Here is a 13,335-nt window from a genome sequence, read left to right on the forward strand (position 1 = left end):
ATCAGGGATATTCCAAACAGCCACCATCTGGCGTTTGAGATATCCCTTTTTGTTTGTAGCGGCGGATGCGAAGAACAAGCCTTGAAACTTCTTATCAGCTGCCATATACCCGCCTCTCATCGCCTGGATCACTGATCCGTACCTCAATAAGCTTCAAGGTGCTGACAGCCCTGACCGCATGCCGGTCTCCACGGGCTATAGTGAATATTCCCCCTGCCGATGCTGCGGCTGCGGCTCCATTCACCGTGACCTCACCGTGGCCCGATACAATCATCCATGTCTTGGCAGAATGCTGACAGTCCATTTCCGGGATGTCATGCTCCGGCAGCAGTGTTAGCATCATCGTAAGTACAAGGCGGATGCCATTTGCTGCCTGGTCCAGAAGGGTATAGCTGCCCCAGCCGGTCTCACCGTACCTCGGTTCCTGAACAGAATGCTCTTGCAGGATGTCCTTGATCATGTTTGCTTCCTTCCTGGCTGCAACCAGGATGCCTTCGGGGCTCGCTATGGCGACTATGCCGGGTACACCGATTACATGCAGCGGAACCTTCAGCTCGTTGACGATATGGGTATCCCGGCATTCCCCCCATAAGCCTCCTTCGCCAGTCAACGGGGAGTCCAGCCGGGCAGTCAGCATATCCCAGCTTCCCAGATCAGACCACTCCCCCTTATGCCGCACAACGACTGCTTTGGTGCTGTGCTCCGCCACTTCCTTGTCAAAGCTGCGGACCGGAAGTCCGGCATATTGAGCAGCAAATGCCGCATGATCAGTGGGCAGCCCCATCCTCTGCAGATGCGACAGCAGGAAGCTTAGCCGAAACGCGAATACCCCGCAGTTCCATAAGGCATGCTCCTGCATCAGCTCCCGCGCTTTGGCGATATCCGGTTTCTCTGCAAAAGAGAGCACCTGAGCATACGCCTCCATGCCTCCTTGTGCCGGGACAATATAGCCGTATTGATCCGAAGGATGGGCAGGTTGAGTTCCAAGCAGGAGGAGCTCTGCCTGTGAGGCTGCCAGAATATCCGGAAACTTAGGAAACAGCCGGAAGAAGTCTTCGTCCGCATACATATCAGCCGGAGCGATGCAGATGATGTCCTCCAGTTTAGCCGTTCCTGCGGAGTACAAATGCAGGGCGCCATAGGCGGCTGCCGTAAATGTGCCGCGTTTGTAAGGCTCCCCGATCACCTGGAATTTTTTTCCGGTATAGCGCCGGGTGATGGCCAGCTGCTCCTGATGCGCAACGAACAGCACGGATCCGTCAAGTCCCGCTTGACCGAGCTGCCGGCATACGCGTCCGATCATGGACTCTGTGCCCCCGTCAGGTGCAGGAAGCAGCGGCAGGAACATCTTGGAACGGATGCTGCCGGAGAGGGGCCATAGCCGCATACCGGAGCCCCCGCTTAGAAGAATAGTATGCAAGGCGGTCTGCCTCCTTAAGGTTTGGGCGGAGTGGAATATCCCTTGCGCTGATGGAAGGACAGCGAACGGTACGTACGGGCATACTTCTGAAGCTGCGCTTTGCCCAGGGAGGCCGCCGGAGTCTTCAGAGCTTTATTGTTGGCGTTCCTGAGCAGCACAGCGGCGCTGTTCCTGCTGTACACATAGTTGGCATAGGTTTCGAATTCGGAGAAGCCGAACTGCTTCGTTTTGTCGATGGAGCGGAGGATAGCGGCATGCCAGGGCATCCCGTGCCGGGCTTCAATCATTCTTTTGAGACTGGCCAGCTTCGCGGACTCGAACAGCATATAGTGTGTAACAAAAGACTTAGGGGAAGGAGCGGCGGCGCCGAGCAGCTTCCGGTAGGTGCGGAAATATTCCGGCTGGCTCCAGCTGCGGCAGTAAAAGATGCTTTTCCCGCCGGAACGGAAACGATGGGGGCGAATCAGCACCGTATCCGCATCAACCACCAGGAAGAATTTCTCGCGGCAAATATGATCCCCGTTCATCTTAAGCAGCTGCTGGTACAGCCAGCCGGAACGGTTCCAGCGGGAAGAGGAGTAGCGGATAGCTTTCTTAGTGAACGGCAGAACGGTGGTTTCATCGACAAAGACACAATTTTTGCGGGAGCATAGCCTTCTGATCTTGCTGCTGTTCGGCGAGACAATATAAATATGGCTGATAGGGTGGCGGACGTAACGGCGGAGACTGTCGATTACATGGGGGAGGGTGGCAAGATCCTTTTCAATAGCCGGGATCAGGACATCGATTGGAGGACCATTTTTCGTTACATTTTCCGAAGCATCTGACATGGGTTCATCTCCGTACCTATATTGACACTTGAGCGCCTGCACTAGGGTATGCCTGCGGATTAACGGTTGACAGGGCAATGATCCTGCTGAAAGATAATCTTCCCGTAGGGGGCAGATGCTTTATTCAAATACGCCTTCTTCCGCATAGAATGCAGCGACTATGCAAATCAAGGGAGGATGGAAAGCTCCTTCCCGGACAGGAGAGTGTATGCGTGACAGCCAAGCAGGTTCAGTCAGGTCAGAGCAAATGGTACAAGACCCGATTATTGCTTAAGAACCAAACCATTTCCCCGTTCATTCCGGATACCCGGAGGTTTACCAGACGAAATCTGGAGCAGATGATTCACAGCTATGGAATGATTTATGTCAAGCCGGAACGGGGAACCTATGGCAATGGAGTGATCCGCGCTGAGCGGGGGGAACGGCAGGGGTATACGTACCAGTATGAGGAAACGCGGCGCCATTTCGATGCGTTTGAAGCTTTTCATAAAAGTCTGGCGAAGAAGATCGGCAGAAAGAGCTATCTGGTTCAAAAAGGTATCCATCTGCTGAAGCAGGGCGGGCGCCGCTTTGACCTCCGGGTGATGGTGCAGCTCAGCCCCAAGGGCGTTTGGGAGGCTACCGGGATCATTGGCCGGCTGGGCCATCCGCGCAAAATAGTCACCAACTACCACAGCGGCGGCAAACCGACCGCAGTGGAGCAGTTGCTCTCTACCCATCTGTCGGCCCACCAGCTCGTACAGCTGAAGGGTGAACTGAACCGTCTGGGCACACGCATCGCGGTTCAAATGCAGAAGACCTATCCTCACCACCGGCAATTCGGTGTAGACATCGGTCTTGACCGGACGCTCAAGCCGTGGATTATTGAAGTGAACATGAATCCAGACCCGTATATTTTTAATCAGCTTAAGGATAAATCCATGTACCGCAGAGTGATGAGGTACCGGCGTTTTAGCCTGAAGCCATAGAGCATACGAAGAAGGCCTGCCAGCGTGCGAGGCCTTTCTTTTGTAATAATTATTTATATAGGCTTACGCTTAGCTAGCAGGAGTCAACCAGACGGCTTGGCCGATTCGTCATTGACGCTGTTTAAACTCAGTTTACATTCCCTAAGTACATTAGGTCTGCAGCGGATCATGGCTATGCCGAGAGGAGGAGAGGCCCGGGCTGCTTCGATATCCAGTTAATTAGAACCTTGACAGTTAGAATTCTATCTAATATGCTTACTGTATTACTTAGAATTCTATCTAAAATGACAAGGGGAAATGAAGATGGCCGAACCCATTTTGCATACACCGTATTCAGATTTGATCCGTGAGATTGGACTCAAGCTTAAGAGCTCTGCCGATGCCCGGCTGAACGAGCTGGGACTGAACTCCGCACAAGGCAGGATGATCGGATATATCTATGAGAATCAGGACAAAGGTGTGATCCAGAAGGATCTGGCGGAGCAGTTCAAGCGGCGCGGGGCCAGCATCACCAGCATGCTCCAGGGCCTGGAGAAAAAAGGCTACATCGCACGCGTCACCCATGAGAAGGATGAGCGTCAGAAGAAGCTGACCGTATTGGAGAAGGGAGTCATCCTGGTCGAGGAGTTCAACCTGATGTTCTCGGATGTCGAAGCCGGTATTACCCGGCAGCTCAGCAAGGAGGAGGCAGCAACCCTATTGTCGCTGCTGTCCAAAGTTAATCAAAGCTTGTAATGGAATGAATTTGATTATGAAGATACACGTTCGGAGGAATGAATATGAACAAGGAAGTATCCAACCAATATTACCTGGAATCCGCTCCAATGAAAAAGGCGATATTCCATTTGTCAGTTCCCATGATGATCGGCATGTCGGTCGGAACGGTCTACAATGTGATCAACGCGTATTTCATCGGCCTGCTGCATAATACGGGGATGCTGACGGCGATTACGCTGGGCTTGCCGATTTTTACCGTCCTGATGGCCTTCGGCAATGTGTTTGGAGTAGGCGGCGGAACCTTCGTCACCCGGCTGGCCGGAGAGAAGAATACGGAGAAGGGTAAGCGGATCGCCGGATATACCTTCTATGCAAGCATCATCGCCGGAATCGTTATCGCCCTGCTGGCGCTGCTGGCGATTAATCCGCTCACCCGCCTGCTCGGTGCGGATGCGGCAACCTTCGATTACACGAAGACCTATGCCCTGACGATGTTCGCCGGCGGCTTCGCGATTGTGCTTAACTTTGCGCTTGAACAGCTGGTCCGCGCGGAGGGGGCCTCGAAGGAGTCGATGTACGGCATTTTCATCAGCACGGCGCTCAGCCTGATCTTTGACCCGCTGTTTATCCTGATTCTGGGCTGGCATGTAGCCGGAGCGGCGCTGGCCATGTGTCTCGCTAACCTTGGTTCGGCACTCTATTATCTCTATTATCTGGAGAAACGGAGTCAGAATCTCAGGGGGTTCCTGAAGCATTTCAGAATATCCCTACAGGATAAGCTGGAGATCTATAAAGTCGGCATCACTGAGCTGCTGCAATGCGCTTTTCTGATTGTGACCACACTACTGCTTAATAACTATTCCATCCAGTATGGTGATAATGTCGTAGCCGGGTTTGGGGTGGCGCTGAGAATTGTGCAGATTCCCGAGTTCCTGTCGATGGGACTGTTCCTGGGCCTGATTCCGCTCTTCGCCTTTAACTATGCCAGCAGGAACAGAGCGAGACTTACCTCCAGCATAAAGTATGCTTTTGGCTATATCGCCAGCATTGCGGTGGTATTTGTCAGTCTGGTCTATGTGTTCCGGGGACCTATCCTGCATTTATTTTCCAGCGATAACTCAGTGATCAGCATGGGGATTTATATCCTGGCAGCCATGCTCATCTCCGCGCTGTTCAATGGTTTTACCGGTCTGTTCATGAGCATCTTCCAGGCCACGGGCCAAGCCGCCGAGGCGGGGATTATGGCTGTTACGCAAGGTGTGCTCTATATCCCGGTGATTATCGTGCTGCATTATTTCTTCGGACTGCATGGCGTGATCTGGTCCATGACGGTTACCGAGGTGACGACAAGCCTTCTGGGCGCGATCCTGTTCATCGGCTTCAAGCGGAAGCTGAGAAACATGGCTAGTGTAGATGATCTGGATGCTGCTCCGGCGTTGTCGGTGTGACGCTTCCTGAAGCTTGAAGCCCTGAAGTCCTAAGTGAATTACTTAGATTTCTTTAAAAACCTTGAATCTATATAGGGTAAACCTAGAATCTGAATTGCTACATGGACGAACCCTTGCTCTGCAGGAAGGTCGTCCATCGGCTGGTCAACATTCTTAAGTTAAACTATATACAAGGTTTTAATTATACGATGAATCCATCGGCCCCCCCCCCCCCCCCCCCCCCCCCCCCCGAGAGTAGGCAATGAGAGGGAATGAGGGGTAAGAGTGATTCCGGTGGAAGTCGGCTGTGAGAGAAAATGAGGGGTAAAAGTGCCCTGATTCCGGTGGAAGTCGGCTGTGAGAGAAAATGAGGGGTAAAAGTGCCCCTGATTCCGGTAGAAATGGGGCTGAAGAGGGAAATGAGGGGCAAAAGTGCCCCTGGTTCCGGTGGAAGCGGTGCGACCCCCTTATCCCGGAGTCCTCCGTATAAAATCGGTACTTGTCGTAGCCTTGCTCTTTATTTCGCTTTTTCTCTCGGCCAGAAGAAGCAGGACTGGTCTTCTAGGGTCAGCACCCACTCCGCAAAGGTAGCTGGCGGCATGTTGCGAAGACTCGTATGCATTCTGCGGTTATTGTAAAAGTCCATGTACCGGTCCACGGCTTCATAGGCCTCTTCGAACGTGTCGAAGGCCTCTTTGCGGAACAAATCCCGATCGATATTGCTGTGGAACGATTCAATAAAAGCATTTAAATCCGGCGTTCGAGGCGGAATGCGTTCATGGGTCATCTCCCAGCTTTCACACATGTCGCCAAACAGATGGCTGATGAACTGGGGGCCGTTGTCGGTGCGGATCACCGGGCGCGCGCTGCCAGGGGCGCAGTGTTGCTCCATGGCGCGTCCCAGCGTCTGGCAGGCGTGCTTGGCCTCACACGACGATCCTCGGTGATACCCGACGATAACCCGGGTAAACACATCGATAATGCTCAGGACGAAGAAATGCCGGTCCCGGCCCGCCACATACCCGTATTTAATGTCCATCTGCCAGAGCTGGCCCGCTCCGGTAATGACTCGGTTCTCCGGCAGCTTCCGGGGATGCTTAAAGCGCTTCTGACGCTGGGGCTGCAGGATCTCCAGCGCCTGACACAGCCGGTAGCTTTTCTTGTGGTTGAGCCTCAGCCCGTGCTGGTTCCACAAGCACTTGGCCAGCAGTTTGTACCCGTACACGTGCTCTTCTCCAGCGACCAGTTCCAGGAGCATTTCCTGGATCTGCTCGTCGCTAATCTTCTCTCCCGACTCGGTCAGGGAGTAGCCGGGTAGGGGTCTTCCACGCCCCTGGGGGACGGCCTGCGCCTCCTGCTTCTTGCGTTTCTTACGGTCGTAGTACGTAGACTCTGCTAGCCCCACGAGACGGAGCACCAAGGCTGCGGTATTCCCCTGCTTAATGAACATATCGGCTACCTCGATTTTTTCGGATAAGCAGGGGTTGGCTTTTTTAGCAGTTCACGCAGAATCTCAATCTCTAACTCCTTTTCACCGAGCATCTTGACGGCCTTCTCATATTTCTGCTCGACGTCCAGCAGGCGCTTCCGTTCCTCCACCTGGTCCTGGGGATACGGATGATCTTGCTCCCCATGGGCTTCCCGGTAATCCCTCACCCACTGATTCACCGTTGATGGAGTCACCCCATACTTTCGGGCAACCACCGCCGCCTTAATGCCAGACAACACCTCTTGCGCTGCCTTCTCTCTTGTTCCTGTTAAGTGTCCCATTCCGTTCATCCTCCTCCTGTATCTAGTCTACATTTTTGTGGGGGAGGACTCCAACTTCTTTAGGGGGCTGTGGAGGAAGTGGGCCTGAAGTGGGAAATGAGGGGCAAAAGTGCCCCTGGTTCCGGTGGAAGTGGGCCTGAAGTGGGAAATGAGGGGCAAAAGTGCCCCTGGTTCCGGTGGAAGCGGGCGTGGAGAGGTAAATGAGGGGCAACAGTGCCCCTGGTTCCGGTGAAAAATAGAGGGATAAATCCCACTAATTACGCCGAAAGTAGGCAGAATGAGAGGAATAGAGGGATAAATCCCATTAAATGCACCAAAAGTAGGCGGGACGAGTGGAATTAGAGGGATAAATCCCTTTAATTCTGCTGCAAGTGGGCTAGTGAGTGGAACGAAGGGGGACAGCGTCCCTCAATTCGCCTCCATCGCCTGTACCCTATAACACTCCGTCCCCACTCACCTCCCAACTTGTGCTTGCCCCTGCATCCGCGCTGTATCCGCGCTGCATCCGCGCTGTATCCGCGCTGCATCCGCACCGGCACCCCCCGCCCCCGCCTCCGCCAGTACCACCGTCAGTCACCGGCACCCCCCGCCCCCACCAGTACCACCGCCAGTCACCGGCACACCCCTCGCCCACGCCAGTACCACCGTCAGTCACCGGCACCCACCGCCCTCGCCGCCGTGTGACCGTGAAACCGTGCTACTCCACCGGCCCGCTGTCCGCCGCCGCGCCCTCCCGCACTCACCGCCCCATCCGCCGCAGCCACTCCAACTCCTGCATAGCTAAAGCCCGCTGCTTTATAGTAAAATGAGATAAATTTAATCACAGAGGAGTTACTGTATGCTGGACGTGAATGAAATTCAGGCGCGGGTTCCCCACCGTTATCCGTTTCTGCTGGTAGACCGGATCACCGAGCTTGAAGAAGGCAAGCGGGCGCGGTAGGAATTAAGAATGTGAGTATAAACGAACCGATCTTCCAGGGGCATTTCCCCGGATACCCGGTGATGCCGGGTGTATTGATTGTAGAGGCGCTGGCTCAGGTAGGCGGTATAGCCATGTCCAAGCAGGAGGAGAGCAGAAGCACCCTCGGACTGCTCACGGGAATAGACAACTGCCGGTTTAAATGTCAAGTGAAGCCGGGAGATCAGCTGCGCCTTGAATGTGAGGTCACCCGCATCAAAGGGATGATTGTAAAAGGAACCGGGACCGCCACTGTAGAGGGTGAGCGGGTGTGCGAGGCAGAGATTATGTTTGCGTTCAGCGGGCAATAACTAGCGGAAAAGGTGGCTGGAGAAAGATCATGAGAAAAAGTGTTGTATTTAAAACGGTTTCATGCTATTTTATAAACTATAAAAACGTTTTTATTGCAGAGGAACAATGATATGGGAAAGATAACAATCAAAGACGTGGCCAGAGAAGCGGGCGTCTCCATCTCCACGGTCTCCAACGCCTTGAATGACGTGGATGTACTCAACCCGGAGACCAAATCCCATGTGCTGAAGGTAGCGCAGCGCCTGAATTATGTTCCGAACCTGAACGGTAAGCTGCTGAAGTCCGGTACGACCAAGATGCTGGGGTTTTTCACCACAAGTGTGTCAGGTCCATACTTCTACAAGCTGGTAGAATCCATGGCCCGTCAGTGCGACCGCCTAGGCTACGGGCTGAATGTATTTGTCACCAAGGACAAACAAGTGGTCATGAGCAATATTCTCGGGCGGCGCGTGGACGGTGTCATTATCTATGAAGAGCTGGGCATCGATGAGAAGGACATTGCCGCGATGAAGAAAGACAAGATTAAGGCAGTGTTTCTGGACCGGGTGCTGGAGGACGAAGGGATGGGGAGCATCATTTTTGATTCTTTTGAATCAGGCTATGAGGCTACCAAGTATTTAATCGGCCTGGGGCATAAGAAAATTGCCTATATCTCCGGCGTAGATACGATGTTCGACAGCGTACAGCGGCGGGAAGGTTATCTGGCAGCGCTCCGCCAATATCAGCTTCCGGAAGATGAGGATTATATTCTTCAGGGTTATTTTGAGGAAGACAGCACCTATAATGCCGTGAAGTCCTTTATCCGCGTGCATCCCGAGAAATTACCTGATGCCTTCCTGGCCGGTAATGATATCAGTGCGATCGGCTGTATCCAGGCGCTTAAGAGCTACGGGTATGAGGTGCCGGAGGATGTCAGCGTAATGGGCTTCGATGATATTGATATCGCTCCATACTACTCGCCGCCGCTCACGACAGTGCGGAATCAGATCGCAAGGCAGGGCATGCTGGCAATTGACCATCTGGTGCGCATGATTCAAGAGAAGGAGCAAGGCGCCGTACAGAAATTGCAGGGTGAACTTGTTGTAAGAGGCTCAAGCCATGTAAAGATGGACCGGAATGACCGCCCTTAGAGAGTAGAAGTGGTCGTTTCCAGATATAAGCATCCATATGTTTTCACACGATTAGGTTTCCTTCTGTTTCTACTTCATTGTTATATAAAAATATGCACAGCAGGGGGGCTTTTTTTTGCGCAGAAATAAAAACGTTTTTATTGATTTAAATATCTGATTTCTTGATTTGGAGGGGAGAAGAACGTGAATAAAACAGCTGTAGTACCGGCAACTTCAATGCCGCCGAACGCCAAGAAGCCTATGGGGCAGCGGATCAAAGAATTTGTAATCGATTACAAAAGGCAGTGGGAGATTCAATCCATGATTCTGCCGGGCATTATTTTTATGATTATTTTTTGCTACATACCGATTTACGGTCTGACAATTGCCTTCAAGAACTACACGGTCATAGACACACTGTCTACTGCACCCTGGGTGGGACTGGATAACTTCAAGATTATTCTGTCTGACGAATACTTCTGGGATGCGGTCGTGAACACGCTGGGCATCAGCTTCCTGAAGCTTGGGATCGGGTTCGTCATTCCGATTATTCTCGCCATCATGATTTACGAGCTGAACATGGGGCGCTTCAAAAAATTCGTCCAGACCATCTCCTACCTGCCGCATTTCCTGTCATGGATCGTACTCGGCGGAATGCTGATCACCTGGTTCTCTACTTCCGGCTTGTTCAATGAGCTGCTGCTGAATCTGGGACTGATCTCGAAGCCGTCCAACATTCTACTGGATTCCGGAAAGTACTGGTGGATTGCCACGTTGTCCGATATCTGGAAAGAAGCCGGGTGGGGCACAATTCTGTATCTGGCCATTATGTCAAAAATCGATCCGACCTACTACGAGGCGGCCAAAATAGATGGAGCCAGCCGGCTCCGGCAAATCTGGAATATCACTCTTCCGAACATGAAGTCAATTATCAGCCTGAATCTGATTCTGACTGTAAGCGGTTTACTCGGCTCCAATCTGGATCAGACGCTGGTCCTCATGAACTCCCAGAACCGGGCGAGAGCCGAAGTTATCAACTCTTATGTATACCGTATGGGGATGACGCAAGGTGATTTCTCGTATGCGACCGCCGTTGGTTTGGGTGTCTCCATCGTATCGGTGATCCTGCTGGTTACGGCGAACAAAATCACCAGTAAATTGAATGATAATCAATCCGTGTTATAAAGGGAGGCATGTGCTGTGAACCGAAAGGTGGTTAAAGAAGATATCGACAGCCGGATCTTTGACGCGGTCAATATGGTTCTGCTGATAATCTTCATGGTTATTATTCTCGTTCCCTTATGGAACGTCATTATTTCATCCTTGAGCTCAGGCAAGGCGCTTGCCGAAGGCGGATTTATCTTCTGGTCCAAGGAATTCTCCCTGGAGAATTACCGCGCCGTATTCAATGACAGCAGCATCGGGCAGTCCTTCCTGGTCTCCATCTCCAAAACCTTTGTCGGGGTTTTCACCCATGTGTTCTTCTGCGCCATGATCGGCTACGGTCTCAGCAAAAGATACATCCGCGGCCGCAAGCTGTATGTGACGATGGGCGTGATTACGATGTTTTTCTCAGGCGGGATGATTCCGACCTACCTGCTCATTAAATCGCTTGGACTTCTGAACAGCTTCTGGGTGTATATCATACCCGCATTATTCAGCTATTACGACGTTGTCATTCTGATGAACTTTTTCCGGAATGTCCCGGATTCGCTGGAAGAATCGGCCAAGATTGACGGCGCAGGCGACTGGCATATTTTCCTCAAAATCTTCATTCCGCTCTCCATGCCTGCGATGGCGACAATCGCCCTGTTCAACGGGGTGGGGCAATGGAACGACTTCATGACAACGAAGCTATATATCACCAATCAGGCCCTCTATCCGCTACAGATGAAGCTGTATGAGATTATCGTGCAGTCACAGACCCAGTCGATGCAGAACATCGGGGGCTCCGCCGTGATTGAAACCACCACCAAAGGGGTTCAACTAGCAACAATTGTCATTACTACCCTGCCGATTGTTGCGATGTATCCAGTTCTTCAAAGGTACTTTATCTCCGGCATGATGATGGGGGCGGTCAAAGAGTAGAGAAGAAGAGGGGGCGTATTTCTTAAAAAAAGGTTTCTACATCATATTATAGGAGGTTTATCAATGATTAAGATGAATAAAGTCCTGGGGAATAAGGGTGTTAAGCTTGCGCTGCTGCTGATGGCGGCAATGCTGGTGGTGGCAGGCTGCAGCTCAAACGGCGGTTCGAAGAAGGGCAGCGATGTCTCAATAGAAGACCGCTACACGGTGGACCCGGAAACCCCGGCCTGGCAGCTGGATAAGAAATCGGAGACTACGGAATTGACCTGGTATGTCAACGCGGACTGGTGGAACACCGATTTCGGCAAGGATGTAGTAACCAAGAAGATCAAAGAGGATCTGAACATTGACATCAAGTTCATTACGGGGGACGACACCAAGCTGAATACGTTCTTCGCGGGCGGTGATATGCCGGATCTGCTGACGATCTTCGACTCGAACTCCCCGGTCGTGCAAAAGGCCGCTACCTGGGCGCTCCCGCTGAATGATCTGGCCGAGAAATACGATCCGTACTTCAACAAGGTCGCTGCGGCCGACACACTGAACTGGTTCCAACTGAAAGACGGCAAAACCTACGGTTATCCTAACTATTCCAATACACAGGCAGATTACGACAGCGGCAACATTCCGGCCAAAACCGCTTTTGTCATCCGGAAGGATGTCTATGAAGCACTGGGCAGCCCATCCTTCGGGACCCCGGAAGAATTCAAGAGTGTCCTGAACCAGATCAAAACACAGTTCCCTGACATGATTCCTTTCGGCTTCAACTCCATTGGGGAAGGCACCGGATCGCTCGGGGATGTGCTGCAGGATTTCATCGGCGTTCCGCTTGAAACGGAAGATGGCAAGTTCTACAACCGCAATCTGGATGAGGATTACCTGACCTGGCTCCGGACGCTGAATGCCGTATATAGAGACGGGGCGATCAGTGACGACAGCTTCGCCGATGACGGTACAGGCTTTGAGGAGAAAGTGAAGTCCGGTAAATATGCCACGATGCTGCTCGACGGGACTCCACAGCAGGGCGGTAATCTGCAGATCTTCATGAGTGCTAATCCGGGAAAAGAGTACATTGCCATCGATGGCCCGCAGAGCACGGTTGGACATCAGCCTACACTCAATCAGTCCGGAATTACCGGCTGGATGATCAGCTACATCACCAAAGACTGCAAGGACCCGGCTAAAGCGATTCAAATCTTCACGTACCTGCTGAGTGAAGAAGGTCAGAAGCTGATGAACTATGGTATTGAAGGCGAGACCTACAAGGCAAATAGCGACGGTACGGTTGAATTGCTGCCGGAAGTGAAGGATCTGCAGCTGAATAATGCGGATAAGTTCAAGAAGGATTACCGGATGGGAGAATTCATGTTCTTCGGGCATGACCGCCACAAAGCGCTGAGCAAGGATGCCTTCCCTGAATCGATCAAGCAAATGCAGGAATGGGGCCAAGGCAAGCTGAAACCGCATTTCATTCTGGAGAACATTAATCCGGATCAAGGTACGGCCGAAGCCCGCGGTCTGACGGCGATTAACACCACCTGGAACACAACAATGGTAAGCATGATCCGTGCCAAGGATGATGCAGCCTTTGACAGTACCTTGGCTGACTATAAAGCCTTCCTGGACAAAAACAGCTGGGATAAGATCGTAGAGATCCGCAGCGGGAAGATGCAAGCCAACAAGGATAAACTGGGCATTAAATAAGCAAGGCACAAGAAAGGGCCCGCTTTGGGCCC

Annotated in this window: 11 protein-coding genes and 1 pseudogene; 8 read left to right on the forward strand and 4 right to left on the reverse strand. The window is 52.3% G+C overall.

The features are described from left to right. Window positions 1-94: 94 nt before the first annotated feature. Window positions 95-1,420, reverse strand: a complete 1,326-nt coding sequence (locus tag MKZ24_RS15040; protein ID WP_340784184.1) for a sugar phosphate nucleotidyltransferase — start codon at window positions 1,418-1,420, stop codon at window positions 95-97. Between the two features lie 14 nt (window positions 1,421-1,434). Further along, complete coding sequence (locus MKZ24_RS15045) at window positions 1,435-2,250, reverse strand: DUF6492 family protein (protein WP_042238089.1); 816 nt, start codon at window positions 2,248-2,250, stop codon at window positions 1,435-1,437. A gap of 212 nt (window positions 2,251-2,462) precedes the next feature. Here MKZ24_RS15045 and MKZ24_RS15050 point away from each other — a divergent pair, with 212 nt between their 5' ends. The 3 genes from MKZ24_RS15050 to MKZ24_RS15060 all read left to right on the forward strand — a co-directional run bounded on the left by MKZ24_RS15050 (window position 2,463) and on the right by MKZ24_RS15060 (window position 5,383). After that, window positions 2,463-3,218 (forward strand): YheC/YheD family protein, encoded by a 756-nt coding sequence (locus tag MKZ24_RS15050; protein WP_042238087.1) that lies wholly within the window; start codon window positions 2,463-2,465, stop codon window positions 3,216-3,218. Between the two features lie 303 nt (window positions 3,219-3,521). Then, complete coding sequence (locus MKZ24_RS15055; RefSeq protein WP_197072959.1) at window positions 3,522-3,953, forward strand: MarR family winged helix-turn-helix transcriptional regulator; 432 nt, start codon at window positions 3,522-3,524, stop codon at window positions 3,951-3,953. A 44-nt stretch (window positions 3,954-3,997) separates the two neighbouring features. Then, window positions 3,998-5,383: an MATE family efflux transporter gene (locus MKZ24_RS15060; RefSeq protein WP_340784189.1), complete on the forward strand. Its 1,386-nt coding sequence runs from the start codon at window positions 3,998-4,000 to the stop codon at window positions 5,381-5,383. Window positions 5,384-5,879: 496 nt separating this feature from the next. Here MKZ24_RS15060 and MKZ24_RS15065 read toward each other — a convergent pair whose 3' ends face one another. Both MKZ24_RS15065 and MKZ24_RS15070 read right to left on the reverse strand, forming a co-directional pair. Further along, window positions 5,880-6,812, reverse strand: coding sequence for an IS3 family transposase (locus MKZ24_RS15065; protein WP_081956614.1), 933 nt, complete (start codon window positions 6,810-6,812; stop codon window positions 5,880-5,882). Window positions 6,813-6,817: 5 nt separating this feature from the next. Further along, window positions 6,818-7,132, reverse strand: coding sequence for a helix-turn-helix domain-containing protein (locus tag MKZ24_RS15070; protein ID WP_052415919.1), 315 nt, complete (start codon window positions 7,130-7,132; stop codon window positions 6,818-6,820). An 838-nt stretch (window positions 7,133-7,970) separates the two neighbouring features. Between MKZ24_RS15070 and fabZ the strand changes: the two are divergent. The 5 genes and pseudogenes from fabZ (at window position 7,971) to MKZ24_RS15095 (ending at window position 13,303) form a co-directional block, all read left to right on the forward strand. Beyond that, window positions 7,971-8,401, forward strand: a pseudogene (gene fabZ / locus MKZ24_RS15075) (3-hydroxyacyl-ACP dehydratase FabZ). Window positions 8,402-8,512: 111 nt separating this feature from the next. After that, window positions 8,513-9,532 (forward strand): LacI family DNA-binding transcriptional regulator, encoded by a 1,020-nt coding sequence (locus MKZ24_RS15080; RefSeq protein WP_340784191.1) that lies wholly within the window; start codon window positions 8,513-8,515, stop codon window positions 9,530-9,532. A 183-nt stretch (window positions 9,533-9,715) separates the two neighbouring features. Beyond that, complete coding sequence (locus MKZ24_RS15085) at window positions 9,716-10,696, forward strand: ABC transporter permease (RefSeq protein WP_197072958.1); 981 nt, start codon at window positions 9,716-9,718, stop codon at window positions 10,694-10,696. A 15-nt stretch (window positions 10,697-10,711) separates the two neighbouring features. Then, the gene (locus tag MKZ24_RS15090; protein ID WP_340784194.1) at window positions 10,712-11,599 is read left to right on the forward strand and encodes a carbohydrate ABC transporter permease; all 888 of its coding nucleotides are present in this window, start codon (window positions 10,712-10,714) and stop codon (window positions 11,597-11,599) included. Window positions 11,600-11,662: 63 nt separating this feature from the next. Continuing rightward, a complete protein-coding gene (locus MKZ24_RS15095; protein ID WP_042238076.1) occupies window positions 11,663-13,303 on the forward strand; it encodes a sugar ABC transporter substrate-binding protein in 1,641 nt (546 codons plus the stop codon). The last annotated feature ends 32 nt before the right edge of the window (window positions 13,304-13,335 follow it).

Source organism: Paenibacillus sp. FSL R7-0297 (assembly GCF_038009025.1).
GTDB lineage: Bacteria > Bacillota > Bacilli > Paenibacillales > Paenibacillaceae > Paenibacillus_AQ.

Bases quoted from the DNA above. Each gene is read 5' to 3' on its own strand.
- MKZ24_RS15070 (WP_052415919.1), bottom strand. From the start codon at position 7,132: ATGGGACACTTAACAGGAACAAGAGAGAAGGCAGCGCAAGAGGTGTTG.
- MKZ24_RS15045 (WP_042238089.1), bottom strand. From the start codon at position 2,250: ATGTCAGATGCTTCGGAAAATGTAACGAAAAATGGTCCTCCAATCGAT.
- MKZ24_RS15055 (WP_197072959.1), top strand. From the start codon at position 3,522: ATGGCCGAACCCATTTTGCATACACCGTATTCAGATTTGATCCGTGAG.
- MKZ24_RS15060 (WP_340784189.1), top strand. From the start codon at position 3,998: ATGAACAAGGAAGTATCCAACCAATATTACCTGGAATCCGCTCCAATG.
- MKZ24_RS15065 (WP_081956614.1), bottom strand. From the start codon at position 6,812: ATGTTCATTAAGCAGGGGAATACCGCAGCCTTGGTGCTCCGTCTCGTG.
- MKZ24_RS15095 (WP_042238076.1), top strand. From the start codon at position 11,663: ATGATTAAGATGAATAAAGTCCTGGGGAATAAGGGTGTTAAGCTTGCG.
- MKZ24_RS15080 (WP_340784191.1), top strand. From the start codon at position 8,513: ATGGGAAAGATAACAATCAAAGACGTGGCCAGAGAAGCGGGCGTCTCC.